The sequence below is a fragment of the Arthrobacter sp. ISL-28 genome (assembly GCF_018613875.1).
In the GTDB taxonomy this organism is placed as follows: domain Bacteria; phylum Actinomycetota; class Actinomycetes; order Actinomycetales; family Micrococcaceae; genus Arthrobacter.
Window position 1 is genome coordinate 39,775 of the sequence record NZ_JAGGPJ010000027.1, and the last position, 25,702, is coordinate 65,476.

General features: G+C 66.2%; 19 protein-coding genes. 13 read left to right on the top strand and 6 right to left on the bottom strand.

Going from position 1 to position 25,702, the window contains the following annotated elements:
• Window positions 1-8 precede the first annotated feature (8 nt).
• The 7 genes from hemQ to hemL are packed head-to-tail and all read left to right on the top strand — an operon-like array spanning window position 9 to window position 7,379.
• The gene (gene hemQ / locus J7E80_RS17140; protein ID WP_215053442.1) at window positions 9-710 is read left to right on the top strand and encodes a hydrogen peroxide-dependent heme synthase; all 702 of its coding nucleotides are present in this window, start codon (window positions 9-11) and stop codon (window positions 708-710) included.
• Window positions 707-1,948 carry a ferrochelatase gene (locus J7E80_RS17145; protein ID WP_215053443.1) on the top strand — a complete coding sequence of 414 codons (1,242 nt, stop codon included), beginning with the start codon at window positions 707-709 and terminating at the stop codon, window positions 1,946-1,948. Before hemQ ends, J7E80_RS17145 begins: the two co-directional genes overlap by 4 nt.
• Window positions 1,945-2,943 carry a hydroxymethylbilane synthase gene (gene hemC, locus J7E80_RS17150; protein WP_215053444.1) on the top strand — a complete coding sequence of 333 codons (999 nt, stop codon included), beginning with the start codon at window positions 1,945-1,947 and terminating at the stop codon, window positions 2,941-2,943. Before J7E80_RS17145 ends, hemC begins: the two co-directional genes overlap by 4 nt.
• Before the next feature lie 21 nt (window positions 2,944-2,964).
• Window positions 2,965-3,960 carry a uroporphyrinogen-III synthase gene (locus J7E80_RS17155; RefSeq protein WP_215053445.1) on the top strand — a complete coding sequence of 332 codons (996 nt, stop codon included), beginning with the start codon at window positions 2,965-2,967 and terminating at the stop codon, window positions 3,958-3,960.
• A gap of 10 nt (window positions 3,961-3,970) precedes the next feature.
• Entirely contained in the window at window positions 3,971-4,951 is a 981-nt protein-coding gene (gene hemB / locus J7E80_RS17160) for a porphobilinogen synthase (protein ID WP_215053446.1), read from the top strand.
• Window positions 4,951-6,042, top strand: a complete 1,092-nt coding sequence (locus J7E80_RS17165; protein ID WP_215053447.1) for an LLM class flavin-dependent oxidoreductase — start codon at window positions 4,951-4,953, stop codon at window positions 6,040-6,042. The genes hemB and J7E80_RS17165 overlap by 1 nt, the downstream gene beginning before the upstream one ends.
• A 5-nt stretch (window positions 6,043-6,047) precedes the next feature.
• Window positions 6,048-7,379: a glutamate-1-semialdehyde 2,1-aminomutase gene (hemL, locus tag J7E80_RS17170; protein WP_215053448.1), complete on the top strand. Its 1,332-nt coding sequence runs from the start codon at window positions 6,048-6,050 to the stop codon at window positions 7,377-7,379.
• A gap of 97 nt (window positions 7,380-7,476) precedes the next feature.
• Here the strand turns inward: hemL and J7E80_RS17175 are convergent, their stop codons facing one another.
• The 4 genes from J7E80_RS17175 to J7E80_RS17190 form a co-directional block, all read right to left on the bottom strand.
• Window positions 7,477-8,319 carry a MetQ/NlpA family ABC transporter substrate-binding protein gene (locus J7E80_RS17175; protein ID WP_215053449.1) on the bottom strand — a complete coding sequence of 281 codons (843 nt, stop codon included), beginning with the start codon at window positions 8,317-8,319 and terminating at the stop codon, window positions 7,477-7,479.
• A 136-nt stretch (window positions 8,320-8,455) separates the two neighbouring features.
• Entirely contained in the window at window positions 8,456-9,127 is a 672-nt protein-coding gene (locus tag J7E80_RS17180) for a methionine ABC transporter permease (RefSeq protein WP_215053450.1), read from the bottom strand.
• Window positions 9,124-10,191, bottom strand: coding sequence for a methionine ABC transporter ATP-binding protein (locus J7E80_RS17185; protein WP_215053451.1), 1,068 nt, complete (start codon window positions 10,189-10,191; stop codon window positions 9,124-9,126). The genes J7E80_RS17180 and J7E80_RS17185 overlap by 4 nt, the downstream gene beginning before the upstream one ends.
• 263 nt (window positions 10,192-10,454) lie before the next feature.
• Window positions 10,455-11,165 carry a 3'-5' exonuclease gene (locus J7E80_RS17190; RefSeq protein ID WP_215053452.1) on the bottom strand — a complete coding sequence of 237 codons (711 nt, stop codon included), beginning with the start codon at window positions 11,163-11,165 and terminating at the stop codon, window positions 10,455-10,457.
• Window positions 11,166-11,295: 130 nt separating this feature from the next.
• Between J7E80_RS17190 and J7E80_RS17195 the strand changes: the two genes are divergently transcribed.
• The 3 genes from J7E80_RS17195 (at window position 11,296) to J7E80_RS17205 (ending at window position 18,604) form a co-directional block, all read left to right on the top strand.
• Entirely contained in the window at window positions 11,296-11,712 is a 417-nt protein-coding gene (locus J7E80_RS17195; RefSeq protein WP_215053453.1) for an MGMT family protein, read from the top strand.
• Window positions 11,713-11,849: 137 nt separating this feature from the next.
• Window positions 11,850-15,107: an ATP-dependent DNA helicase gene (locus J7E80_RS17200; RefSeq protein ID WP_251037038.1), complete on the top strand. Its 3,258-nt coding sequence runs from the start codon at window positions 11,850-11,852 to the stop codon at window positions 15,105-15,107.
• Window positions 15,104-18,604, top strand: a complete 3,501-nt coding sequence (locus J7E80_RS17205; protein ID WP_215053455.1) for an ATP-dependent DNA helicase — start codon at window positions 15,104-15,106, stop codon at window positions 18,602-18,604. The genes J7E80_RS17200 and J7E80_RS17205 overlap by 4 nt, the downstream gene beginning before the upstream one ends.
• A 27-nt stretch (window positions 18,605-18,631) precedes the next feature.
• Here J7E80_RS17205 and J7E80_RS17210 read toward each other — a convergent pair whose 3' ends face one another.
• A complete protein-coding gene (locus J7E80_RS17210) occupies window positions 18,632-20,032 on the bottom strand; it encodes a phosphotransferase (RefSeq protein ID WP_215053456.1) in 1,401 nt (466 codons plus the stop codon).
• A 152-nt stretch (window positions 20,033-20,184) separates the two neighbouring features.
• Between J7E80_RS17210 and nudC the strand changes: the two genes are divergently transcribed.
• The 3 genes from nudC to J7E80_RS17225 all read left to right on the top strand — a co-directional run bounded on the left by nudC (window position 20,185) and on the right by J7E80_RS17225 (window position 24,099).
• The gene (gene nudC / locus J7E80_RS17215; RefSeq protein ID WP_215053457.1) at window positions 20,185-21,237 is read left to right on the top strand and encodes an NAD(+) diphosphatase; all 1,053 of its coding nucleotides are present in this window, start codon (window positions 20,185-20,187) and stop codon (window positions 21,235-21,237) included.
• Window positions 21,238-21,334: 97 nt separating this feature from the next.
• Window positions 21,335-23,467: an ATP-dependent DNA helicase UvrD2 gene (locus J7E80_RS17220; RefSeq protein ID WP_215053458.1), complete on the top strand. Its 2,133-nt coding sequence runs from the start codon at window positions 21,335-21,337 to the stop codon at window positions 23,465-23,467.
• A complete protein-coding gene (locus J7E80_RS17225) occupies window positions 23,467-24,099 on the top strand; it encodes a M48 family metallopeptidase (protein ID WP_215053459.1) in 633 nt (210 codons plus the stop codon). The genes J7E80_RS17220 and J7E80_RS17225 overlap by 1 nt, the downstream gene beginning before the upstream one ends.
• Here the strand turns inward: J7E80_RS17225 and J7E80_RS17230 are convergent.
• Window positions 24,096-25,520: a zinc-dependent metalloprotease gene (locus tag J7E80_RS17230; RefSeq protein WP_215053460.1), complete on the bottom strand. Its 1,425-nt coding sequence runs from the start codon at window positions 25,518-25,520 to the stop codon at window positions 24,096-24,098. The two genes, J7E80_RS17225 and J7E80_RS17230, sit on opposite strands and share 4 nt — an antisense overlap.
• Between the last annotated feature and the right edge of the window lie 182 nt (window positions 25,521-25,702).

Genomic DNA, 25,702 nt, shown 5'->3' on the forward strand with positions numbered 1-25,702 from the left:
TGGTAACCATGAGCCACACTCCTGCCGAATCTGTCACTAAAACCGAAGAATCAGACGAGCAGTTCTTCACTCTCTGGACTGTATTCAAGCGCTCCGCAGACGTCATCCGCAGTGCCGATGCTGCCGATGATTTTGATGCCCTGCTGGCGCGCCTTGCTGAGGGCGGAGTGACACACCGCGGAAGCTACGACGTCTCCGCCATGCGCGCCGATGCGGACGTCATGGTCTGGCTCCACGGACCCAAGCCCGAAGCCCTGCAGCAGGCCATCCGCGATATCCGCCGGAGCAAGCTGTTCGCAGGAACCGAACTGGTGTGGTCCGCCATGGGGGTCCACCGCGAAGCGGAGTTCGCCAAGAACCACACCCCTGCTTTTTCACGCGGTGTGGCGCCGGCCGAATGGCTCTGCGTCTACCCGTTCGTCCGCTCCTATGAGTGGTACCTGCTGCCGGACGAGGAGCGCGGCAAAATGCTGCGGGACCACGGGATGCTGGGGCGCGACTTCCCGCAGGTCATCTCCAACACGGTGTCATCGTTCGCGCTCGGCGACTGGGAGTGGATCCTGGGCCTGGAAGCTCCGGAACTCGTGGACTTGGTGGACCTGATGCGCCACCTGCGCTCCACGGATGCGCGCAACCACGTGCGTGAGGAAATCCCGTTCTACACCGGCCGCCGCATCTCTGCCGGGGAGATCGCTGAGGTCCTGGCATGAGCCCGCTGGATCCCCAGCACCCCACGGTTGCGGTGAACTCGGTGACGGAAGCCGGCAGGATGGCGCCCAAGGATTATGACGGCGTCCTGCTCGCCTCCTTCGGCGGACCCGAAGGCCAGGAGGATGTGATCCCCTTCCTCCGCAACGTGACCCGCGGCCGCGGAATCCCCGACGAGCGGCTGGAAGAGGTATCGCACCACTACCGTGCCAACGGCGGCATCAGCCCGATCAACCAGCAGAACCGCGAACTCAAAGCGGCCCTTGAAGCGGAGCTGGCGGCCAGGGGAATCGACCTGCCGGTGCTGTGGGGCAACCGGAACTGGGCTCCCTACATCCCGCAAACCCTCCAGGACGCTTACGACGCCGGCCACCGCAGGCTGCTCATGGTCACCACGAGCGCCTACTCCTGTTACTCCAGCTGCCGCCAGTACCGCGAAGACATCGGCATGGCGCTGACGGAGACGGGGCTCGACGGCAGGCTCGAGGTGGACAAGGTACGCCAGTACTTCGACCACCCCGGTTTCGTGGAACCCTTCATCGAGGGCACGGCCGCCGGAATTGCCGACGTCCGTGCGCAGCTCGCTGCCGCGGGGACGCCGGACGCTCCCGTCCACGTCCTCTTTGCCACGCACTCCATCCCCACCCGTGATGCCGACGCTGCCGGAAAATCCGAGGATGAACCCCGCGAGTTCGCCGAGGGCTCGGCCTATGTCGCCCAGCACCTGGCGACCGGCACCGAGGTCATGCGTCGCGCGGACGAGGAAACCGGACTTTCCGCACCGTGGTCCCTGGTCTACCAGTCACGTTCCGGCGCCCCGCATGTTCCGTGGCTCGAGCCCGACATCAATGACGCCATTGAGGACCTGTCCAAGCAGGGGGTCAAGGGAATCGTGATCGTGCCGCTCGGCTTTGTGAGCGACCACATGGAAGTGGTCTGGGACCTCGACACCGAAGCCCTGGAAACCTGCAGAGACCTCGGACTCGCCGCCACGCGCGTTCCCACGCCGGGGACCCACCGCCGCTTCGTGTCCGGCCTGGTGGACCTCATCTGCGAACGGACAGTGCAGAACAACATCACCGATCGCCCCGCCGTGACACCGCTCGGTCCCTGGTACGACGTCTGCCGCCCGGGATGCTGTGCCAACTTCCGCGGCGAAAAGCCAACCATTGCCGGCGCCGACACCACCGTGGGCACCGGCCATGACCCGTACCCTTCGGCCAGGCAGGACGCGCAGTGACTGTACGGATCGGCACCCGGGCAAGCAAGCTTGCCCTCACCCAGACGCAGCAGACCGCTGACCTGCTGGCCGCCGTCGGGGGTTTCCCCGTGGAACTGGTGCACATCAGGACCGAAGGCGACGTCCTTAAGGGGTCACTGTCACAGATGGGCGGCACCGGAGTCTTCGTGGCGGCGCTCCGTGACGCCCTGCTCCGCAACGAGTGCGATGTTGCCGTGCACTCCCTGAAAGACCTTCCCACCGGCCCGGCTGCGGGACTTATCCTGGCCGCGACTCCGCCGCGAGTGGACGTCCGCGACGTTCTGTGCGCCCGCGACGGCCTCAAGCTCGCTGACCTGCCGAAGGGCGCGCGCGTGGGCACCGGCTCGCCCAGGCGTGCCGCGCAACTCCGGGCCGTCCGTCCTGACCTGGACATCGTGGACATCCGCGGCAACGTCGACACCCGCCTCGGGCGTGTTCCCGGCCTGCCGGGAAACGCCACCGAGGCCGTGGTGGACGGAAAATCCTGTGACCTCGATGCCGTGGTCCTCGCCGCGGCAGGCCTGGAGCGCATCGGCCGGCTGGACACCATTGCCGAATACCTGGAGACGGACATCATGCTGCCGGCTGCGGGGCAGGGGTCCCTTGCCATCGAGTGCCGCTCCGCCGATGCCCCCCGGAAGGCCGGCTCCACCGACGGAGCACAGGGCGTTCTCGCACAGGCACTCGCCGCCCTCGATGACGAGGACACACGTCTTGCTGTCACCGCGGAGCGCGCCCTGCTGGCACGGCTCGAGGCTGGCTGTGCCGCTCCGGTGGGCGCTTATGCCTACCGCAAGGGCAGTCTGCTCCACCTAGACGCAGTGGTCTGCGCCGTTGACGGCACGGCCTCGGTGCGCGACAAGAGGGCCACAGACGGACTGACTGAAGTCGGCGCCACGCTGCTGGGCATCGAATTGGCCGAGGTTCTCCTCGCCGCCGGTGCTGCTGACATCGCGGACCTGACAGCTTCCTGACCGGCCGGCGGAGACCACCTGATGGGACAACGGGGCGAAGGTCCGGTGCCGGGCCCTGCCGGGCACCAGGACACGCGACCCCCTGCAACGCGCCGTCCCCTCGAAGGTGACAGTGTCCTGGTCACCCGGAGCCCGGAGCGGTCTGAAGCCCTCGCCGAGCAACTCCGGCATGCCGGCGCCGAGCCCCTTGTGCTGCCGCTCAAGGACTTCGAACGGGCCGCGGATCAGGCAGCCCTGGATGAGGCGTTTGATGACCTGGGCGCAGGAAAATATGCCTGGCTCGTGGTCAGCAGCGTCACCACAGTCCTGGCGCTGGCAGAGAAGGCCGCCGAACGCAAAGTGACGTTGAGCCACTGGATCCCGGCGGCAACACGGGTGGCTGCCGTCGGCCCGTCCACCCGGGGCGCCCTTGAGGCCGCCGGGATCGCCGTGCACTTCGTGCCTCAGCACGACCACTCCGCGGCGGGTCTTGCCGGGGAATGGCCCGGTGGACCTGCCGCAGTGCTGCTGCCCCAGGCGGATATTGCCGCACCGGCCCTGGCGCGCCGCCTCACAGCTCAAGGGGCCAATGTGAAGACCGTGGTGGCCTATCACACAGTGGATTACCCGGCGGAGCCGGGCCGCCGCCTTGCGGCACACCGACCGTCCCAGGCCCAGCCACCATCGCCCGCGCAGCGAGCATCCCGGACCGCGGTGTCCCACGCCGAGGCAGAGCTGCTCACACCGGCGGAGGCGAAGGCCCGCGTCGACGACGGCCGGCTTGCCGCCGTCGTTGCTGCTTCGCCCAGCGCCGCCCGCCGCATCAGCGCACTGCTTTCACCCCTGGGCACATGCCGCTTCGTCGCCATTGGGAAGGCCACCGCCGCGGAAGCGGAGGCGCTGGGCCTGACTGTGGCCGCCACAGCCACTGAGTCCACCCCCGAGGGACTCGTGGCCGCGGTCATCAGGGCCCTGCACCCCGAAACCGGCGGCTCCGGAAGCACAGGTATCCATTCGTCAGCATTAGGCACACAGTGAAGGACAGGACATGAGTTTTCCGAACCACCGCCCCCGGCGGCTGCGCACCACTCCCGCGATGCGCAGGCTCACCGCAGAGAACAGGATTGCCCCCGCAGAGCTGATCCTCCCCGCGTTCATCCGCGAGGGCCTCTCGGAACCCAACCCGATCGCATCAATGCCCGGCGTGGTGCAGCACACCACCGAGACCCTCAAGCGGGCCGCCTCGGAAGCTGTGGAACGGGGGGTTGGCGGAATCATGCTGTTCGGCATTCCGGAGGTCCGCGACGCTGAAGGAACGGCGTCGCTGGATCCGGAGGGGGTCCTGAACAAGGCCATCCGTGATGTCCGGGCGGAGGTGGGCGATGACCTGGTGATCATGAGCGACGTCTGCCTCGATGAATTCACCGACCACGGCCACTGCGGCGTTCTGGACAGCAACGGCTACGTGGACAACGACGCCACCCTGGACATCTACGCCAAGATGGCGGTGGCCCAGGCTGACGCCGGGGCCCACGTGCTGGGCCCATCCGGAATGATGGACGGCCAGATCGGCGTCATCCGCCAGGCACTCGAGGACGCCGGACACGTCAACACCGCGGTCGTTGCGTACGCCGCCAAATACGCCTCGGCGTTCTATGGACCCTTCCGGGAAGCGGTCGATTCCCAGCTGAAAGGGGACCGCCGGACCTACCAGATGGATGCGGCCAACCGGCGCGAGGCCATACAGGAAGTGGAGCTGGACCTCGCCGAAGGCGCTGACATGGTGATGGTCAAACCCGCGATGAGCTACCTGGACATCCTGCGGGACGTCGCCGAGATGAGTCCCGTCCCGGTGGCCGCGTACCAGATCTCAGGGGAGTACGCCATGATCGAGGCCGCCGCGGCCAACGGCTGGATCGACCGCCGGGCGGCCATTACCGAATCCGTCTTGGGCATCAGCCGCGCAGGCGCCAACATGGTCCTTACCTACTGGGCGACGGAGCTGGCCGGCTGGCTGAAGGAAGCCTGATGAGCGAATCGCCGGCGGCCTCTTCGCCTCAGGCCGGCCCGACCGAACCCGTCGGTCCTTCCACAATCCTCTTGGGGCTCAACACATTCGGCGACGTCGGGACCCGACCGGACGGTAGCATGGCGCCGCATGCCCAGGTCCTGCGGCAGCTGCTCGAACAGGCAGAGCTGGCGGACGCCGTCGGGCTTCATGCCTTCGCTGTGGGGGAGCACCACCGCCGGGATTTTGCGGTCTCCGCGCCCGAAGTCTTTCTTGCGGCGGCAGCCGCGCGGACCAAGCAGATCCGGCTCGGCTCGGCCGTCACGGTACTGAGCTCCGACGACCCCATCCGGGTCTTCCAGCGCTTCTCCACGCTGGATGCACTTTCCAACGGACGGGCGGAGGTGATGCTCGGCCGTGGATCGTTCATCGAATCCTTTCCGCTGTTCGGCTTCGACCTGGCGGACTACGAAATGCTCTTCGAGGAAAAGCTCGAGCTGTTCCACAAGGTCCGCGCGCAGAAACCCGTGCACTGGGAGGGCCGCACGCGGCCGGCGCTGAATGGGCTGACCGTCTATCCGCACCTTGAGGGCCACCTCCTGCCGACGTGGATCGGCGTGGGCGGCACACCGGAATCGGTGCTGCGCTGTGCCGAGTACGGCTACCCCATCATCTTTGCAATCATCGGCGGCCAGCCCAGGTCCTTCGCGCCGCTGGCCAATCTCTACCGGGAGGCCATGGCCAAGTACGGCCATTCCATGCAGCAGATTGCCACGCACTCGCCCGGGCATGTTGCTGAGACCGATGAAGAAGCACGGGAGGAATACTTCCCGCACTGGCTCGAACTTCGGAACAGGATCGGTGCCGAACGCGGCTGGGGCCCCGCCAGCCGCGCCGAATTCGACGCGATGTGCATGCCCGAAGGTGCCCTCTACGTCGGGTCCCCGGACACCGTGGCTCAGAAGATCGTGCGCCTCAAGCACAACCTCGGAGTCGACCGCTTCGACCTCAAATACAGCAGCGGATCGCTGCCGCACCCTGCCATGATGCGCTCCATCGAGCTGCTGGGAACGGCTGTGGCACCCCGCGTCAACGAACTCCTGAAAGAATAGGACGCATGACTTCCAGCATGCCTCGCAACGAGGAACTCTTCGACCGCGCCCGCCAGCTCATGCCGGGCGGCGTCAATTCCCCGGTCCGGGCCTTTGGCTCCGTGGGCGGCACCCCACGGTTCATGGTCTCGGCCAAGGGCGCTTACCTGACGGACGCTGACGGCAACGAGTACGTTGATCTCGTGTGCTCATGGGGGCCGGCCCTGCTCGGCCACGCCCACCCGGCCGTGCTCGAGGCGGTACACGCTGCCGTGGACCGCGGCCTGTCGTTCGGAGCGTCAACGCCGGACGAGGCCAATCTGGCGTCCATCGTCAAGGAACGGGTTTCCGCCGTTGAACGGCTCCGCATGGTGTCCACCGGGACGGAGGCCACCATGACCGCAATCCGATTGGCCCGGGGTTTCACCGGCCGCAACCTCGTGATCAAGTTCGCCGGCTGCTATCACGGCCACCTCGACGGACTGCTCGCCTCGGCCGGCTCCGGGGTGGCCACCTTGGCCCTGCCCGGGTCCGCCGGCGTCACGGCCGCCACTGCTGCCGAAACCCTCGTGCTCCCGTACAACGACCTCGACGCCGTCGAGGCCGCCTTCGCTGAGCACGGCTCCAACATCGCTGCCGTCATTACCGAAGCGGCACCGGCCAACATGGGAGTTGTCACCCCGGGCGAGGGCTTCAATGCCGGGCTGTCCCGCATCACGGCCGCCCACGGTGCGCTGCTCATCGTGGATGAGGTCCTCACCGGCTTCCGTACCGGTTACGCCGGCTACTGGGGCCTCACCGGCGGCGCCGCTGACGCCGAGGAAAAGTGGACCCCTGACCTGCTCACCTTCGGAAAGGTGATCGGCGGCGGCATGCCGACGGCGGCACTGGGCGGCCGTGCCGACGTCATGGACTACCTCGCGCCCATCGGTCCCGTATACCAGGCCGGCACACTCTCCGGAAACCCGGTGGCCATGGCCGCCGGCGTCGCCACGCTCACCCACGCCACACGCGACGTGTACTCCTTCGTGGACGCCCGTTCACTGGAGCTGTCCTCGGCCCTGTCCTCGGCTTTGGACGCCGCAGGCGTCGACCACTCGATCCAGCGGGCCGGAAACCTGTTCTCGGTGGCGTTCGGCACGTCGGAGCACGGCGTCCACAACTACAGCGACGCCCAGAAGCAGGACGTGTTCCGGTACGCGCCGTTCTTCCACTCCATGCTGGACTCCGGCGTCTATCTTCCGCCGTCCGTCTTTGAGGCCTGGTTCCTCTCGGCTGCACACGACGACGCCGCCATGAACCGGATCTTCGACGCACTGCCCGCCGCCGCGAAGGCGGCCGCCTCAGCGAAGGCCTGACCCGCCGTCGTCCTGGGCTGCATGGCCGGGCATTAAAAAACTTTGGCACCCGCCGCAGCGGGTGCCAAAGTTTTTTAGGAAACTGTTGAGGCGAGGCCTAGAAGGCCGGGGTCACATCGCCGTTGGGCCATTCCTTCTCGATGAAGGCCTTCACCTCGGGGGAGTGGAGGAGTTCCTCAAGCTTCTTGATCCGCGCGTCGTCCTTCGACTCCTCGCGCCAGGCCAGGAAGTTGGCGTACGGGTTGTTGTCCGTGGACTCCACTGCCAGCGCGTCCTTGGTGCTGAGGCCGGCCTTGAGGATGAAGTTGCCGTTGATCAGCGCCAGATCCACGGAGGGGTCCTTCAGGTCATTGATCAGCAGTTCCGGCTGGTTCTCAGAGAACTTGAGCTTTTTCGGGTTCTGCTCATCAGTAATGGCGATCACCGACGTGTCGTCCTTGATGTCCTTGACCAGGCCGGCCTTTTCGAGAACCCTCAGTGCCCGGACCTGGTTGGAGGGATCGTTGGTGATGGCGATCTTGGCGCCGTCCTTGATCTCGCTGACGTCCTTGACCTTCTCGGAGAATGCGGCGTACGGCTCGATGTGGACGCCTTCGCCGTGGCCGAACTTGTAACCCTTGGTCTTGACCTGGTCATCGAACCACGGCTTGTGCTGGTAATAGTTGGTGTCCAGCGAGCCGTCGCTCAGAGCCGTGTTGGGCGTCTGGTAGTCCTCGATCTCCTTGATGTCCAGCTTGAGGCCGGCCTTGGGAGCGAGGTCCTGGTTGATGAATTCGAGGATCTTGGCCTGCGGCACCGGGCTGGCGCCGACGCTGAGCGTGGCGGGCTTGGCCGGATCCAGGGTCTGGGTCTCGGCGCTCGGCGCGGATGAACCGCCGCACGCGGTCAGCGCCAGGGCCGTGACGATGCCCGTGGCGAGAAGGGTGAGTGATTTACGCATCGGATGCGTTCCTTTCGAAATAGCCTGGAATTCGACGGCAGGCCGCCGAGGTCCGGTTCAGATGCAGTGAGCGGCTACTCGCTGCGTTGAAGTCTGAGCAGGTCCGAAGCCATAGGGCCGGACTGCTGGCGGAGCTTTAGCGGTGGTCCAGGCTCCGGGAGATCCATTCGCCGGTCAACTGGATGACCTGGACCAGGACGATGATGAGCACGATGGTGACGATCATGACCGTGACGTCGAAGCGCTGGAACCCGTAGTTGTACGCGAGTTTCCCCAGGCCGCCGCCGCCGACGAGGCCTGCCATGGCGCTGTAGCCCACCAGCGTGACCACGGTGGTGGTTGTGGCCGCGACGAGGGCGGGAAGGGACTCGGGCAGCATGACCTTGTTGATGACCTGCATCCTCGTGGAACCCATCACCTGCGCGGCATCGATCTTGCCGTGGTGGACGTCCCGGAGACAGGCTTCAACCAATCGCGCGAAGAACGGAATGGTTCCGATGGAGAGCGATACGGACGCCGCGACCGGTCCGAGGCTGGTTCCCACCAACAGCCGGGCCAGCGGGATCAGGGCCACCATCAGGATGGCGAAGGGGATGGACCGGGTGATGTTGACGACGATGTCGCTGACGATCCGGTTGACGACCGGCATGGGGCGCAGCCCACCCGGTGCCGTGACATGCAGGAAAACGCCCAGCGGCAGCCCGATCAGCACGGTGAAGAAAGCGGAGATCCCCACCATCTGGAGGGTTTCAACAACGGCTTCGGGAAGGGCCTTAGCCAAGACAGGATTGCTGAAGAGGTCGTTCACTTGAGGTCTCCCGTCTCGGTGACGAAGTCAGGCATGTCCACGTCGACGTCAGGCGGCTCAGACGGGCCGACGGCGGCCGCCAGTTTCGCGCTGATGCCGCGGTCGCGGAGGTAGCCAAGAACGGCGTCATAATCCGCGCCCTGGGCCAGCTGAACGCGCAGGTGTCCGAACTGCTGGCCGGCGAGTGTTTCCACGCTCCCGGCAAGGACGTTGAGGTCAATATCGAAATGCCGCGCAACGCTGGTGAGCACAGGCTCCTTGGCGGTGTCGCCGGAAAAGAGAATCTCCAGCACGGGACCCGCCTGCAGCGCTCCCTTGAGCGGCTCGGAAGCGGGCAGGGGCAGGAGCGCCCGCGCCAGTTTGCTGTCGAGTTCGGCAGCCACGTCGGCCAACTCGCCGGCTTCGACGACGCGGCCCCGGGCCAGGAGCGACACGGATCCGCACACGCGCTTAACGACGTGCATTTCATGGGTGATGATCAGAACAGTGAGCTGAAGGCGCCGCGTCAGGTCCTGAATCAGGTCGAGGATCTCGTCGGTTGTGGCCGGGTCCAGGGCGGATGTCGGCTCATCGCACAGCAGGACGTCGGGGTCCGAGGCCAAAGCGCGGGCGATGCCCACGCGCTGACGCTGGCCGCCGGACAGCTGCGAAGGATAGGCATTCTCGAAGCCTTCAAGGCCCACCAGTTTCAGCAGTTCCGCGACCTTCGCCCGGACCCTGTCCTTCGGGGTCTTGACGAGCTCGAGCGGATGCGCGACGTTACCTGCGGCCGTGCGGGAATCCATCAGGTTGGCGTGCTGGAACACCATGCCGATCCGGCGTCGGGCCGCCCGGATTTCGGAGTCCTTGACTGAACTGAGTTCCCTGCCATCAATATTCACGGAGCCGGATGTGGGGCGATCCAGCAGGGTGAGGCACCGCACCAGCGTGGACTTACCCGCTCCCGAATGGCCGATGATGCCGTGGATGGCGCCTTTGGGGACCGAAAGGGAGACCCCGTCGAGGGCTACAACTTCCTTTTTCCCCTGACGGTAGACCTTGCGCAGGTCGGTAACTGTGATCATTTATCCTCAGGCGGTAGGGCTCGTACAGGGCCTAGCACAAGCGCGCTTCTGAACTAAATTATGTCAGCGCTGGGATATGGCAGCCAGTTACGAAGATCGTTCGGTGGTTGACACTGCCAGCTGCATAATCAGCCGTTATGCCGAGGATATTGCGGTGGTATAGGCAGGGCATTGGCGGGTTCCTGAATCGCTGCCAAGCACTCAGTCTCCCGCAGCCGGCCGCGACGTTGTGATCTTTGTCCCAGCCGGCCAATGGAAGGCGGCTAAAAATCACCCTTGCTGGCGTCCTCAGGGGGCAGGACAGGCCAGTCGCCCTCGATGACTGCCGCCGGCTTGGTTTTGCGCAGGTACTGCTGGAAATCGGCCGCCTGGCTCACGGCCCAGTCCACCTGGAGCTGATGCAGCTGGCTGGCCGGCAGCTTCAGCTTGGGGAACTTGCCGGCCATCGCGTCCAGCATCCGGAGCGTGGCCAGGGCGTCGGCGGCAGAAGTATGGGCGTTTTCGAGGTCCACGCCGTACTCTTCGCAAAGCGCGGTCAGAGTGCGCTTTCCCTTGCGGTACCGGTCCACCTGTTTGTTCATGATGTACGGATCGAGAACCGGAAACCTGGTGAGCTGGGGGACCCCGTACCGAGCCGATTCAGCGGCGAGGACCGTGAAATCGTAGCTGGCGTTGAAAGCGATCACCGGCACGCCGGTGTCAAAGAGCTCCTGAAGTACTGCAGCGACTTCCCGCGTGACCTCTGCTGCCGGCCGCCCATTGCTGCGCGCATGCTCGGTGGTGATCCCATGGATGTCGCTGGCTTCGGTGGGAATTTCGACGCCGGGGTCGGCCAGCCATTCATGTTCCTGGATGACGCTTCCGACTGCATCCACGACGGTCACCGAGGCCGTCACGATCCTTGCGGCGCGGGAATTGCGGCCGGTGGTTTCAAGGTCGAAGGCGGCCCGGGGGAGGGTGTTCCAAGTGCTCATGGCTCCACGCTACCGGCTGGCTCCGACAGTTTTGGTTCGTGTCGCGCGTTCTGCCGGAGTTGGCTTGAGTTCCGGTTTGATCTGCCGCGCGGGGCCCGGCCGATAGTGTGCGGGCCGATAGTCTGGAGCGATGCGCAGGGAGTATGTTGAGGCGGTGCTGGCGGTCGTGGAACTTATCCCCGCCGGCTCGGCTGTGGCCTACGGGGACATCGCTGAACTGATCGGCTCGGGTGGGCCGCGGCAAGTCGGTTCCGTCATGAGCCACCATGGAAGCGCGGTGCCCTGGTGGCGCGTGCTCAAGGCCAGCGGAGAGGCTCCGGAAGGACTTGAGGCGGAAGCTCTGCAGTACTACCTCAAGGAGGGCACGCCCTTGCGCGGCGAGTTCCTCCGGTTCGCAAGGACGGGAGACGGCCGCTGGCGTGTGGATTTGGCGGCAGCACGATGGGCTCCCTCCGAATCCGACTTCGACGCCGTGGACGCCATCGCTGAGCGGCTGGAAGCGTCGCTGCGCAAATTGTCAGTGGCAGATGATGGAATGTCTCCGTGACCGCAACCACCCAGGAAACCGCTGTAGCACCCGCCGACGCTGTGGCCCTCGCCCAAGCCGTAGCACTGGACAACGCCGGGCAGCGTTGGGACCCAGCCGCAACCGCCCCGCACCTCTCCGCGACCGGCCTCCGGCTCCTGCCGCCCCGCCAGGTCCACACTGCCGTTCCCGATCTTTCCGGAGACCAGCTCGCAGCCGTCGGCGTGCCCCCGGGTTCGGGTCCCGTGCTGGTGCCGGGAGCGCCCGGCACCGGAAAATCGACCGTTCTCATAGAAGCGGCAGTCCGCAGGGTGGAGATGAACGCTGCCGATCCGGAGCGGATCCTCATCCTCGCGCCGGGCAGGCTGGCTGCGGACACCCTGCGTGACCGTTTCACCGCACGGTTGAACCGCAGCCTGAGCACCACGCCCGCCCGGACGTGGGCGTCCTATGCTTTCGACCTGATCAGGCGCGCCAAGGCAGAAGGGGTCCTGCCGCTGCCCCGGGCCCCGCGCCTCCTGTCCGGCCCCGAACAGGACCTGATTATCAAGGAACTGCTGGAAGGCCACGCCTTACCCGGTCTGGGACTGCCCTGGCCTGCCGACCTGAACGCCGCGCTACCCACCCGGGGCTTCCGGCATGAGGTGCGGCAGCTGTTCGATCGGATCATCGAATCCGGGCGGACGCCCCAGGACCTTGAAAACCTCGGACACGACTGCGGCAGGCCCGACTGGATCGCGGCGGCGGCGCTGTACGCCGAATACCGCGATGTCCTCGACCTGCGCATGCCGGAGGCCTTTGATCCCGCCGGCATCATCACCGCCGCCCGGCAGCTGTTCCAGGATTCGCCCGATTTTCTGGCAGCGGAGCGGGATCGTCTCCAGCTAATTCTTGTTGACGATATCCAGGAAGCGAATCCTGCGGTCTTTGAACTGCTGGCAGATGTCGCCGGCGGCAAGGATGTCTTCGTCACATCCTCGCCGGACACCGTAGTCCAGGGATTCAGGGGAGCACGGCCGGACCTCGTCTCGGACCTCCCGCGCCTCCTGTCAGGCCGGGGCGACGGCAGGGCGGTTCTGGAGAGGCCGCTCCGTTATGCGCATAGGCACCGGCCGGCGGTGGCGAGGGCCTGGCTGGGCGTTGCCGACCGGATCTCCCTTCGCGCGGGCGGCCAGCTTGCCCGCCGCCTGGACGAACCGGACGGCGAACAGCCCGGCGGCTGTCCTCACGATGACGGGGACTCCGGCGGAACGGTCGAGGCACATTTACTGCCCTCGGCGGTGCACGAGCTGCGGTATGTGGCGCAACGGATCCTGGAGGCCCAGATCAACGACGGCCGTGACCTGGCGGATATGGCCGTTATTGTCCGCAACGGCGGCCAGCTCAGCCAGCTACAGCGATACCTGTCCGGGCAAGGCATTCCTGTACGGATTCCCGTGGCAGAATCGGCCGTCCGCGACGAAGTCGCCGTGCGTCCCTTGCTCGACGCCTATGCTGTGGCTCTCGATTCCGACGTCCTGACGCCCGAGTCCGCGGTATCACTGCTGACATCCCGGATCGGCGGAGCAACCTCCCTGGAACTGCGCAGGCTCCGCCAGTCGCTGCGCCGGGAGGAAATTCTTGGCGGCGGCGGACGAACCAGCGACTCGCTGCTCGTAGAGGCACTGCTGGAGCCCGGGGCGCTCGCCTCCCTGGGCATTGAAGGCCGGTCAGCGCGGCGCGTGGCGAGGATAATCCATGCAGGGCGGCGCGCCGCAGCTGAAACCGGGGCGAACGCCGAGACCGTGCTGTGGACTCTGTGGAACTCCACGGGCCTTGCCGGGACGTGGACTGCGGCCGCACTGTCCGGCGGTCTCGTGGGGGCAAGGGCAGACCGTGACCTGGACGCCATGATGGCGCTGTTCCATACTGCCGAACGCTACGTCGACCAGATGCCGGGCTCCGGCCCGGAGCAGTTTCTTGAATACCTGCTCAACCAGGAACTGCCCATGGACACGCTCGCCGCTCGTGCACAGGTCGACGACGCCGTGGAGCTGATGACTCCGGCCAGTGCTGCCGGCCGGGAATGGCCGCTGGTCATCGTTGCAGGACTCCAGGAAGGCGTCTGGCCCAACACCAGGCTGCGCGGTGAACTGCTGGGCAGCACATTGTTTGCCGATGCTGTGGAGCATGGTGTGGAGTACGCGCTCCAGCTCGGTCCGCTGAGCCGGCTCAGGGAGATCAGGTACGACGAACTCCGCAGCTTCTCGACCGCGGTCTCGCGGGCCCAGGAGGTGCTGATCTGCACCGCTGTCGCTTCAGAGGACGAACAGCCCTCCTCATTTCTGGACTACGTCGCGCCCCTGCGTCCGGACCAGGACGCGAGGGGGTTCACTCCCGTGGATCGCCCCCTGACGCTCCGTGCATTAGTGGCGGAGCTGCGCCAGTACGCGCAGCTGGACGGCAGGTTCGCTGCAGAATCGGCCGAAGCTGTCCGCGTCCTCGCCCGCCTCGCCACTGCGAATCCTCCAGTGCCCGGAGCGCATCCCGACAGCTGGTGGGGGTTGGCTCCCCTGACCAGCGATGACCGGATTGTCCCGCCCGGCGGCACAGTTTACGTGTCGCCTTCAAAAGTGGAGTCCGTCCAGAAATCGCCCCTGGACTGGTTCATCCAGGCGGCGGGCGGTGAGGCTGCCACCGATTTCGCCAGAAGCCTCGGCACCCTGGTGCACTCCATCGCCCAGGACATTCCTGAAGGTTCCGGCGCCGAGTACGTTGCCGAGCTTGTCAAGCGCTGGCCCGCGCTGGGCATGAAAGACAACTGGGAAGGGAAATTGGACTTCCAGCGGGCTGAATTGATGGTGCGGAAACTAGCGCAGTACATCCTGGTGATGCGCAGCGAAGGCAGAAAACTCGTCGGTGTTGAGCAGGACTTCGAGGTGCAGCTGACCCAGGCTGTAGCTGAACCGGACGCGGATGCAGCGGCGGACCTGGAAGTCCGTGCTGCTGTACTCCGCGGCCAGGTGGACCGGCTGGAAATCGACTCCCACGGACGGCTCGTCATCGTTGACCTCAAGACGGGCAAGCGGCAACCCGGCAAAGGCGACCTTGGCCGGCATCCCCAGCTCGGCGCCTATCAGGCGGCCGTCCTGGCAGGTGGCTTCGACAATCCAGGCATTCCGGCCGGAGTTCAGCCGGGCGGGGCCGTGCTGGCTCAACTGGGCACCACGTCCAAGAGCCCGGGAGTCCAGCACCAGGACGCGCTGGATCCCGGAGACAACTGGGCGCTGGACATGGTGAAAGGGGCGGCCGGCGTCATGTCGGGCCGTGAATTCGAGGCCCGGCATGATCCCTCCAAGGGCGGCTTCGGCGGTCACGGCTGCCGCCTCCCGGAAGTGTGCCCACTGTGTGCACGGGGAAAGCAGGTCACGGAATGAATCCCACTTCCACACCCCCGGCCCCGAGGTTCAGCCCTGAAGAGCTTTCGGTCCTGCTGGAGGAAAAGAACCTGCCCACTGCTGAACAATCGGCCATTATCTCTTCGCCGCTGACACCCAGGCTGGTTATTGCCGGTGCAGGGTCCGGCAAGACCGCCACCATGGCGGACCGCGTCGTCTGGCTGGTCGCCAACGGCTGGGTCAAACCCGAGGAAGTCCTCGGCGTGACCTTCACCCGAAAGGCGGCCGGCGAACTGGCCAGCCGTATACGGGCAAAGCTCGGTGCCCTCCAGCGGATTGCAGCAGCGGATGCAGGTCACTCCGTTTTCCCGGCCGGGCTTCTCAGCACCGAGGCACTGGAACCGAAGGTGTCCACCTACCACTCCTTTGCCAGTGGCATCGTGTCGGACTATGGTCTCCGGCTGGGCATTGAACGCGACGTCGTCCTGCTGGGCGGGGCCCAGGCCTGGCAGCTGGCAAGCGAGGTCGTCGAATCATTCGACGGAGAGTACTCGCATTTCCGCGTGGCCAAGTCCACGCTGGTCAAAGCCGTTATTCAGCTCGCTGGTGAGTGCGCAGAGCACCTCCGTGACGCGGCCGAGGTTCAAGTCTGGTTGATGGAGCGGCTTGCCACGTTTGAGGACCTGCCGTACGTGGCGGGAGCGAAGAAGAACCCCACGCAGGCCGCCGGAGAGCTCGGCGCAATGCTGCGGACGAGGGCCAGCGTGGCCGACCTTGTGGCCCGCTATTCTGACGCAAAAAGGGCACGTGGCGCCCTGGACTTCGGCGACCTCGTTGCCTTGGCCGCGAGAGTATCCCGGGAGATCCCCCTTGCAGCCGAGATGGAACGCCAGCGGTACAAGGTGGTGCTGCTGGACGAATTCCAGGACACGTCGCATGCGCAGCTGGTGCTCTTCTCCAGACTCTTTGGCGACGGGCACGCCGTCACCGCCGTGGGCGACCCCAACCAGTCCATCTACGGTTTCCGCGGCGCTTCAGCAGGGCAGCTGTTCCACTTCGTCAGCGAGTTCCCCGTCAAGGTGGAGGATGACCAATCCGGCTCAGTCCGGTTTGTCCCTGCCCCCACTTCCTACCTCACCACCGCCTGGCGCAACGGGCGGAACATTCTCGCGGCGGCCAACATCATCTCAGCGCCGTTGAGCGCGCCCGCGGGACCTGCGGGCCAGCGGACATTGGCGGCAGCCGTTGAAGTGCCGCCCCTGCAGCCCAGCCCGGCAGCATCCCAGGGCAGGGTGATCATGGGACGGTTCGCAACCGACGAGGAGGAGGCGGCGGCGATTGCACGGGACCTCCTGAGGTTTCGGGTGACCGACTTCGAGAAGCAGTCCGCCGCCGTACCGGTTCCGCCCGCCATGGCTGTGCTGTGCCGCCGGCGTGCCCAAATGGAGTGCATCCGGCGGGAACTTGAGGCCAACGGCATCCCCTATGAAATCGTGGGACTCGGCGGACTGCAGGACACTCCGGAAATCGTGGACCTGGTCTCAACGCTCCGGGTCCTTGCCGATCCAGGCCGGTCGGACTCCCTGATGCGGCTGCTGGCAGGTGCCAGATGGCGCATTGGGCCTGCAGACCTCATGGCGTTCCGTGACTGGTCGTCCTTCCTCGCACGTCGTCGTGGACAGAATGCCGCCGATGCAGCCATTGCCGATGAGGGCCCCGAGCCGTCCGCGGGCGTGGTCATCGAAGGGGACCTGACGGACGCAGCGAGTCTGGTGGAGGCACTGGATTGGCTGCCCAAAGAGGGCTGGACTTCGGCGCAGGGACGAACCCTGACAGCGGCGGCCCTGGAACGGCTGCACCAGCTGGCCACCGAACTTAGGCAGCTGCGCGCGCTCATCGGGGACGATCTCACAACGCTCCTTGGCGAGGTGGAGCGTGCCATGCTGCTGGATATCGAGGTTGCGGCCAGACCTGGATTCAGCATTCATCAGGCCAGGCGGAACCTGGACGCCTTTCAGGACGCGGCCGCGGGTTTCCTTCAAACGTCCCACCGGGTGGACGTCCTCGCGTTCCTCGCCTGGCTCGAAGCCGCCGCGGCCGAGGAGGGCGGCCTTGACGCGCCGCCGTCGGATGTCAACCATGAAGCCGTCCAGCTGCTGACCGTGCACGCCTCAAAGGGACTCGAATGGGATGTGGTTTTTGTTCCGGGACTGAACGCCGGAGCCTTCCCCAGCAGCCGCGATTCCCGGTGGAGCAGCGGCTCGGCAGCCCTGCCGTGGCCTCTCCGGGGCGACCGGGCGGACCTGCCCCAGTGGGACCTGGACCAGCCGGACCAGAAAGGGTGGCTGGACGCCGAGAAGGACTTCAAGGCAGCGGTCCAGGCGCACGGGGAAGCTGAAGAACGGCGGCTCGCCTACGTCGCATATACACGGGCCAAACACGTGCTGTGGGTCTCCAGCGCCGCTTGGGTCGGTGCCCGCGGCGGACTGGCGGAGATGTCGCCCTTCCTGGCGGAGTTGGCCCCGCTGGCAGGACTCGGTGAGAAGCCCGGTCAGGTTCCGGCAGGAGGCACGGTGGCCGAAATCCACCCGGCATCGGTAGACGAGGAGTCCTTGCCGGATGAAAGTCCGCTGACCCAGGACCTCGAGGTGGCCGCCTGGCCGTACGACCCCCTGGAAGGGCCAATCGATCCGCGCAGCGGGAAGCGGCTCCGGCTTGTGCCGGGAAGGCGAACAGCTATGGACAATGCAGCGGGCCGGCTGCTGCAGGAGATAGCCGCGATCCGTCATCAGGCGCTGCATGGCATGGAGCCCGACGTCGAATCTGGGGGCGGGAACAGCCAGCCGCTCCAGCCGCGCGCTGCGAACTGGTCACGGGAGGCTTCCCTGCTCCTCGAGCGCCGGGCCCGCAGGGCACGCAGCCGGGACGTCCACCTGCCGGGACACATTTCCGCTTCCACCCTGGTTGACCTTGATGAAGATCCAGAAGCAGTGCTGCAGCGGCTCCGGCGGCCAGTGCCTCGGGAACCAGGAATGTCCGCCCGCAAAGGTACGGCATTCCACGCCTGGGTGGAGGAATACTTCGGCACACCCGGCATGCTGGACATCGATGAAGCCCCCGGTTCCGACACCCACATTGATGAGGCCTATGGCCTGGAGGACATGGTCGCCACGTTTAGGGAGTCCGAATGGGCGCACCGGTCGCCGACCCATGTTGAGGTGCCCGTCGAGACCCGGATTGGCGACGTTGTGGTCCGCGGCCGTATCGACGCCGTCTTCCGGGACGCCGACGGCGGCTGGGACCTCGTCGACTGGAAGACCGGCCGCCGGCCCTCAGCCGGACAGTTGAAAACGAAGAGTGTCCAGCTTGCGATCTACCGGCTTGCCTGGGCCAGGCTCAAGGGCGTCCCCGTTGACGAGGTACGGGCTGCCTTCTACTACGTGGCCGACAACCAGGTCGTCCGTCCCCACGACCTCGCCTCCGGCGATGAGCTCGAGGCAATCGTGGCGGCCGCCCTTGCCGCTCCAGAGCAGTAGGCAGGCCGACGATCCCGGGTCCGTAGGTCAGGGGGTCTTGGCGTCGACGATGGTGAGTGCCGTGGTGGATGTGTCGTCAGCGGAACGCGAGGGCCCCGGGTCTGCCGGACCGTCCTGTGCAGCGTCACCGTCCTGTGCAGCGTCACTGTCCTGGCCGGCGTCGCCCTCCCGGCCAGCTTCACCATCCTGACCAGGGTCGCCGTCCTGCGAATCAGGGCCGTCCTGGGTGTCCGGAGCTTCCGGGCCTTCGGCGGTGAGCTGGTGGTCCGGGCTCTCCTGGCCGTCCGCCCTGATCGGAGTGACCGTGATCGCTGGCCTGTTCTCATCGGCGGGAATGGGCGTGACATGCACGGCGGGCATCTGCGCTGAGGAGTCTGTGGCCGCCGGGCCAGGATTGAGCCCGGGGGACACCTCGCCGGCTCCCGCCGCCGGGTCATGCGGGACCGCGGGCGGGGTTGGTGGCGCGGGCGGCGCCGCCGGCTGGGGAAGGGGCTCCACGCTGATCGGCTGCCCGCCGTGTTCGGCGATGTCGTCCGCCAGCGTCGCTAGCATGCTTTCTGCTTCTGACATCATGTCGTGGTCGTTCGCGGCAATTCCCTTGACGAGGTACTGGGCCAGGGCGAATTCCGCGGACAGCGCCGCCCGCCGGAGCAGATGGTTGTCCGGGACGTCCCGCCGCTGTTCGGTGTAGTGGCGCACCACCGCATCAACAAACTCCTGTTCGTTGGAGGCGACCAGCCACGCCAGATCGTCGGCAGGGTCGCCAATCCGGAGGTCGGTCCAGCCGGTGACGGCTGTTACCCGCTCCTCCTCCACCAGCAGATTGTCTTCGTGAAGGTCGCCGTGGACCACGCAGGGATTGAAGCGCCACAGCGAGACGTCCTCCATGGCGTGCTCCCAGCGGCGGAGCAGCAGTGGCGGGATTTTGCCGGTAGTGGCTGCCATGTCGAGCTCGTTCAGCCTGCGCTGCCTGAACTCATTGGGGGTGTAACTGGGCAGATCGGCATTGCTCACCAGTGCGCGGGGAAGATCATGAATGGCGGCCAGGGCGGTACCGATCTCCTTCGCCAGTTCCTGGGAGCCGGCGGTGAGTTCCTCAACTGTGCGCGTGGAGCCAGTTAGGTGGGAATACACAAACGTGGTCAGGTTATTCTGCCGGACAGTTCCTGCCACCGTGGGCATAAGGAACGGAAGCTCGGCGCGGATGGCCGGGGCGAAGGCACGGAGAACCAGGAACTCCGTCTCGAGCCGGGTGCTGGCCTCCGCATGGCGCGGCGAGCGGACCCGCCAGCGTTTTCCCTCAGAATCAAGGAGGAGCGCCGAGTCGAAGTCTGCCGGATCATCCGGGGCGGAGCTCACTGCAGTCGGGCTTAGCCCGGGGACTGCCGCGGTTGCCACAGCTGCCAATTCGATCGGTTCTCTTCTCACGCTTCCACGGTAGATTGACTCTCGTCCAAGACAACGATGTGCCACGGCGAGTCTTGAGATCCAGCCGAAATCACAGCCTTCCGCCCTCGCCGGGGAGCGTAGGCGACGCCGGAGAAATGTGAATTGTCACCCCGAGTCAGTACGGTGGATACATGAGTCATGCGGAGGCCCCTGCGCCGGTCATTAAGGCGGCGGAACACGAGGCAGAAAGTCACCTGCCGATGGGCGAGCTGCCGGCGAACCACCTGTTCGACACCGTACTTCCAGTACGTCCCGCCTTGCTGAACCGCGGCTCCGTGGAGCGCATGAAGCCAAACCTCGTAGAAGAGCTGCTGGCAGGGGGAGGGGCGCGGGCCATGGTCCTCTCCGGCCGGCAGGCGCTGATCCATGCGGATGCCTTGGTGCTGGCGGATGCCGCGCAGCTGCGGGACCGGCTCCGCGACGCGGATGCGGGCCCGCAGCTGGTTGTCTACCTCGGAGCTGCACTGGGATCCAGCAGTCTTCCGCCCGGGACGGAGATCCTTCTGTTCATCCTGTCCGAAACCATGGATGCCCGTGCAGCGGGGCTTCCCGCGGATTCCTCCTGGGAAGGTTTCCGGGACGTCGCCGCCCGGCTGGATCCCACGCACACGGCGCTTTTTGTCGAGGCCAGCGCAATTGCCAATTGGCACGCCACCCATACGCATTGTCCCCGCTGCGGGACTCCTACAAACGTCGAGGCCAGCGGCTGGGTCCGGCGCTGCCCGGCTGACGGCTCCGAACACTATCCCCGCACCGATCCCGCGATCATCGTCACCGTCGTCGGTCCCGACGGCCGCCTGCTGCTCGGTGGCGGCGGCCCCCTTGACGCCCGGAACTACTCCACGCTGGCAGGGTTTGTGGAGCCGGGGGAGTCCCTGGAACAGGCAGTGGTCCGCGAAATCCTCGAGGAAGTGGGAGTGCGGGTGAGAGCCTGCCAGTACCTGGGCTCCCAGTCCTGGCCCTTCCCCGCCTCCCTCATGCTCGGCTTCACAGCAGTCACGGATGATGCGGAGGCCAAGCCCGACGGCGTTGAGGTCACCCGCGCGCGATGGTTTAGCCGGGAGGAACTTCAGGCGGCTGTTCTGAGCGGCGAGATCACCATTTCCACCAGACTGTCCATCGCCCGGTCCCTCATCGAACACTGGTATGGCGGCGTCATCCAGGACCGACCCTTGGACGAATGACGGTGTGCGCGTCCCTCACAGGCCCCTCGCCCGCCATCTCCGCCGGCACCTGCCGGCTTCGGCGCCCATCATCCATCCCTTCGATTGAGCAGCAGAAGTGACTACAGAAATTCCTGACGGCAACGCCTCCCTCGAGGAGCGCATCCTCGGCGGCCTCGATGCCGAACAGCGTGAGGTGGCCAGCACCCTCACCGGACCGCTGTGCGTCCTTGCAGGCGCCGGCACCGGGAAAACACGGGCCATCACGCACCGGATTGCGTACGGGGTGCACTCGGGAGTGTACAGTCCGCAGCGGCTGCTGGCCGTGACCTTTACCGCCCGGGCCGCAGCGGAAATGCGCAGCAGGCTGCGGGACCTGGGAGTGGGCAACGTCCAGGCAAGGACCTTCCACGCGGCGGCGCTGCGCCAGCTGCAGTTCTTCTGGCCCCAGGCGGTCGGCGGCACGCTGCCGAACCTGCTCGACCACAAGGCGCAAATGATCGCCGAGGCAGCGCGCCGGCTCCGCCTGAGTACGGACCGCGCATCCATCCGGGATCTGGCCTCCGAGATCGAATGGGCCAAAGTGTCCATGCTTACCCCGGCCAATTATCTTGAAAATGCACAGGACAGGGGAAACCCTGGCGGCTTTGACCTCACAGCCGTGGCGCGGGTCTTTCAGTCCTATGAGGACGTCAAAACCGACCGAAACGTGATCGACTTCGAAGACGTCCTCTTGATCACCGTAGGTATCCTGCAGGAGGATCCGAAGGTGGCTGCCACAGTCCGCGAGCAGTACCGGCACTTCGTCGTGGACGAATACCAGGACGTCTCGCCCCTGCAGCAACGGCTCCTGGAGCTCTGGCTCGGTGGCCGTGACGAGCTCTGCGTCGTCGGCGACGCGAGCCAGACCATCTATTCCTTCACGGGCGCATCGCCCAAACACCTGCTCGGGTTCAAGTCCCTGTATCCGAACGCCAACGTCGTGAAGCTGATCCGCGATTACCGCTCCACGCCTCAGGTGGTCCAGCTGGCCAACGACCTCCTCGCAGCCCGCCGCAGCGGCGGACCGCTTGCCGATGCCGCTTGGGCCGCGCCGCTGAAGCTGGTCGCCCAGCGGGCCGCCGGACCACTGCCGCAGTTCACGGAGTGTTCGGACGATGAAGCCGAGGCAGCCACCGTGGCGTTCAAGATCCGGGCGCTGATGGACTCCGGCGTCGCGGCAAGCGAAATCGCTGTTCTGTTCCGCACCAACGGGCAGTCGGAAGCCTACGAACAAGCCTTGGCGTCGGCCGGAATCGGCTACCAGCTGCGCGGCGGTGAACGCTTCTTCGCCCGCAAGGAAGTCCGCGACGCCATTCTTCAGCTGCGGGCCGCTACTCGGGCAGTGTCGGAATCCTCTCCGCAGCCGCTCGGCCAGCTAGTCCGGGACATCGTGTCCTCGCTTGGTTACACCGACTCCGCCCCGCACAGCGGCGGCGCGCTGCGGGAGCGCTGGGAGTCCCTGGCAGCCCTGGTGGCGCTGGCCGATGAGCTGGTGGTGAGCCGCGGACCGCAGTTCAGCCTCGCTGACTTCGTGAACGAGCTGCAGGAACGGTCCCTTGCCCAGCACGCGCCCACCGTGCAGGGCGTCACACTGGCTTCGCTGCATGCCGCGAAGGGCCTCGAATGGGACGCCGTGTTCCTTGTAGGGCTCAGTGAAGGCCTCATGCCCATCTCCTTCGCAGACACACCGGAGGCGGTAGACGAGGAACGCCGGCTGCTCTACGTTGGCATCACCCGCGCGCGGGAGCACCTGGCGTTGTCGTGGTCCACGGCGCGGACACCGGGAGGCCGGGCCAACCGCAAGCCGTCACGCTTCCTGGACGGACTCCGGCCCGATTCCGTGGCAAGCTCCGGCGCCCGGGGCAAAGGTCCGGCGCCGCGGCGCAAGGCTGCTGTTCCGGCTTCCTGCCGGGTCTGCGGCAGCATGCTGTCCAGCGGCGCCGAGCGGAAGGTGGGCCGCTGTGACCAGTGTCCGCCCAGTTACGAAGAACAGACCTTCAACGCCCTTCGGGAATGGCGCAAGGAAGTTGCCCTGTCTGCCGACGTGCCGGCATTTGTCGTGTTTACCGACGCGACCCTCACCGCCATCGCCGAGGCCCGGCCCTCGTCACTTGAGGAGCTGGCGCGGCTGGCCGGAGTTGGCCCTTCCAAACTGGAACGGTACGGGGAAGCGGTACTGGCCGTTCTCGTGGAAAGCAACACCCTCTGATGGCGGGGACACAACTGACAACGCACGACGGCGCGCCCGTCGTCGTGCGCCGTTCTGCCCGCAGGCGCCGCACTGTGGCCGCATTCTGGGAGAACGGCACGGCCGTCGTCGCCATCCCCGCGCATTTCAGCCGGGCCCAGGAAGCCGAATGGGTGCGCCGGATGCTGGACAAGCTGAAAGTCCAGGGGGACCGGCAGTCCAAGGGCGGGCGTCGCCCGGCCACCGACGCTGCCCTGGCCAGCCACGCCGCGGAGCTCTCGGCGCGGTACCTCGGCGGTAGGGCAGTTCCGACGTCGGTCCGCTGGGTCAGCAACCAGAACTCGCGGTGGGGTTCGGCCACGCCCGCTGACGGGTCCATCCGCCTTTCGGACAAGCTGCGGCCGATGCCGCAGTGGGTCATCGATTACGTGCTGCTCCACGAGCTGGCCCACCTGCTGGTCGCCGGCCACAACGCTGCCTTCTGGAAGCTGCTGGAGGCCTACCCGGAAACGGCGCGGGCCAAGGCGTTCCTGGAGGGCGTGTCGTATGCTACCTCACGCGGCCTGGCTGCTGACGGAGCAGCCCCGCAGGGGTGGGCCGACGCCGCGGGGTTCCCCGCCACCGTCGGCCCCAACAGCCAGGGTTTATCCTAGGTCCGGGGTTCAGCTCCGGGGCCGTCCTGGCCGTCGTCCTTCATGCCTCCGTCTTCCGCGGTCCCCGCCTCGGGGGCATCGAAGCCGCCGTCCAGGAGTTTCATCAGCGCGTCATCCACTTCACTGGAGCTGGCTTCGGCCAGCTTGCGGCGCTCGCTGAAGCCCTTGGGGTCTTCCAGATCTTCGGCGGTGGGGAGCAGATCCGGGTGCTTCCAGATGGCGTCGCGTCCGTCAATGCCGCGTTCCTGCTTGAGAGCAGCCCACAGCGTTGCTGCCTCACGGAGACGGCGCGGACGCAGTTCAAGCCCGACGAGCGAGGCGAACGCGTGTTCGGCGGGACCGCCGGTGGCACGTCGCCGCCGGACCGTTTCGCGAAGTGCTGCAGCAGAGGGAAGGACCTTCCCGGTTGCCGCCGCTGTGAGTTCGTCAACCCATCCCTCGACGAGGGCCAAAGCGGTTTCCAGTTTCTCCAGCGCCTGCTCCTGCGCGGGTGTCCGCTGGGGCATGAACACGCCTTGGGACAGGGCCTCCTGGATACCTTCCGGGTTGCTGGGGTCCAGATCACGGGCGAGTTCTTCAATCCGCGAGGTGTCAATATGGATTCCGCGGGCGTACGCCTCGATGGCCCCCAGGAGGTGGCCACGAAGCCAGGGAACATGGACGAACAGCCGTGCGTGGGCGGCCTCGCGGACAGCCAGGAAAAGCCGGATGTCGTTTTCCGGAAGGCTGAGACCTTCGCCGAACTTCGCAACGTTGCCAGGGAGCAGCGCCATCTCCAAGTCGGCCAGCGGAACCCCGATGTCGGTGGAACTAACCACTTCGGCGGAGAGTGCGCCGATGGCCTGGCCCAGCTGCATGCCGAAAATGGCGCCGCCCATGTTCTGCAGCATGGAGGTGGCGCCGCCCATCATGGTCTTCATTTCCTCCGGCATCTGCTCCGCCATGGCGCTGGACAGGGCGTTGGCGATGCTGTTTGCCACAGGCTCCGTGAGCCGCTTCCACGTCCCCAGCGTTTCCTCGACCCACTCCGCACGGGACCATGCCTTGCCGATCAGGCCGGTGGCAGGGAGGTCCGTAACCTGGTCCAGCCACAGCTCAGCGAGCCGCAGGGCCTCATCAACCTCGCGGGACTGCGACGCGGTTACCGACGGATCGCTGCTGCCGGCGGCCACCCGGCGTGCGTTATCGTGGGCGAGCTTCCAGTTGACGGGACCCTCGGAGGGGGCGCTCATCATGGCCTGAACCTGCGAAAACATCTGCGCCAGGAGGTTGGGGTCATCGGGAAGCCCCGCGGCCTTGGCCAGCTCGGCCGGGTCGATGTCGCCCATACCCTTGCCGCCCATCAGGTTCTGCAGCATCTCCGCCAGCGGATCCTTTGGATTTTCGTCGCCATTGGACGGATTGAGTGGGTTGGAGGTCATGATCCCGCCGATCGTCGGTGTGACTATTGATCAACTTCACGCTACCCCTGTGCCCGAGCGGCTGTCTGCCGAAAGGGTGTCCGTTCGCTGTAGGCAAAGAGCTTGGCCGTGGCCCGGACGCGTAATGTTAGTTGTTGGAATGTTTGAAGGCTTCACCCGGCTACCCGCCCATGGTGCAGCCC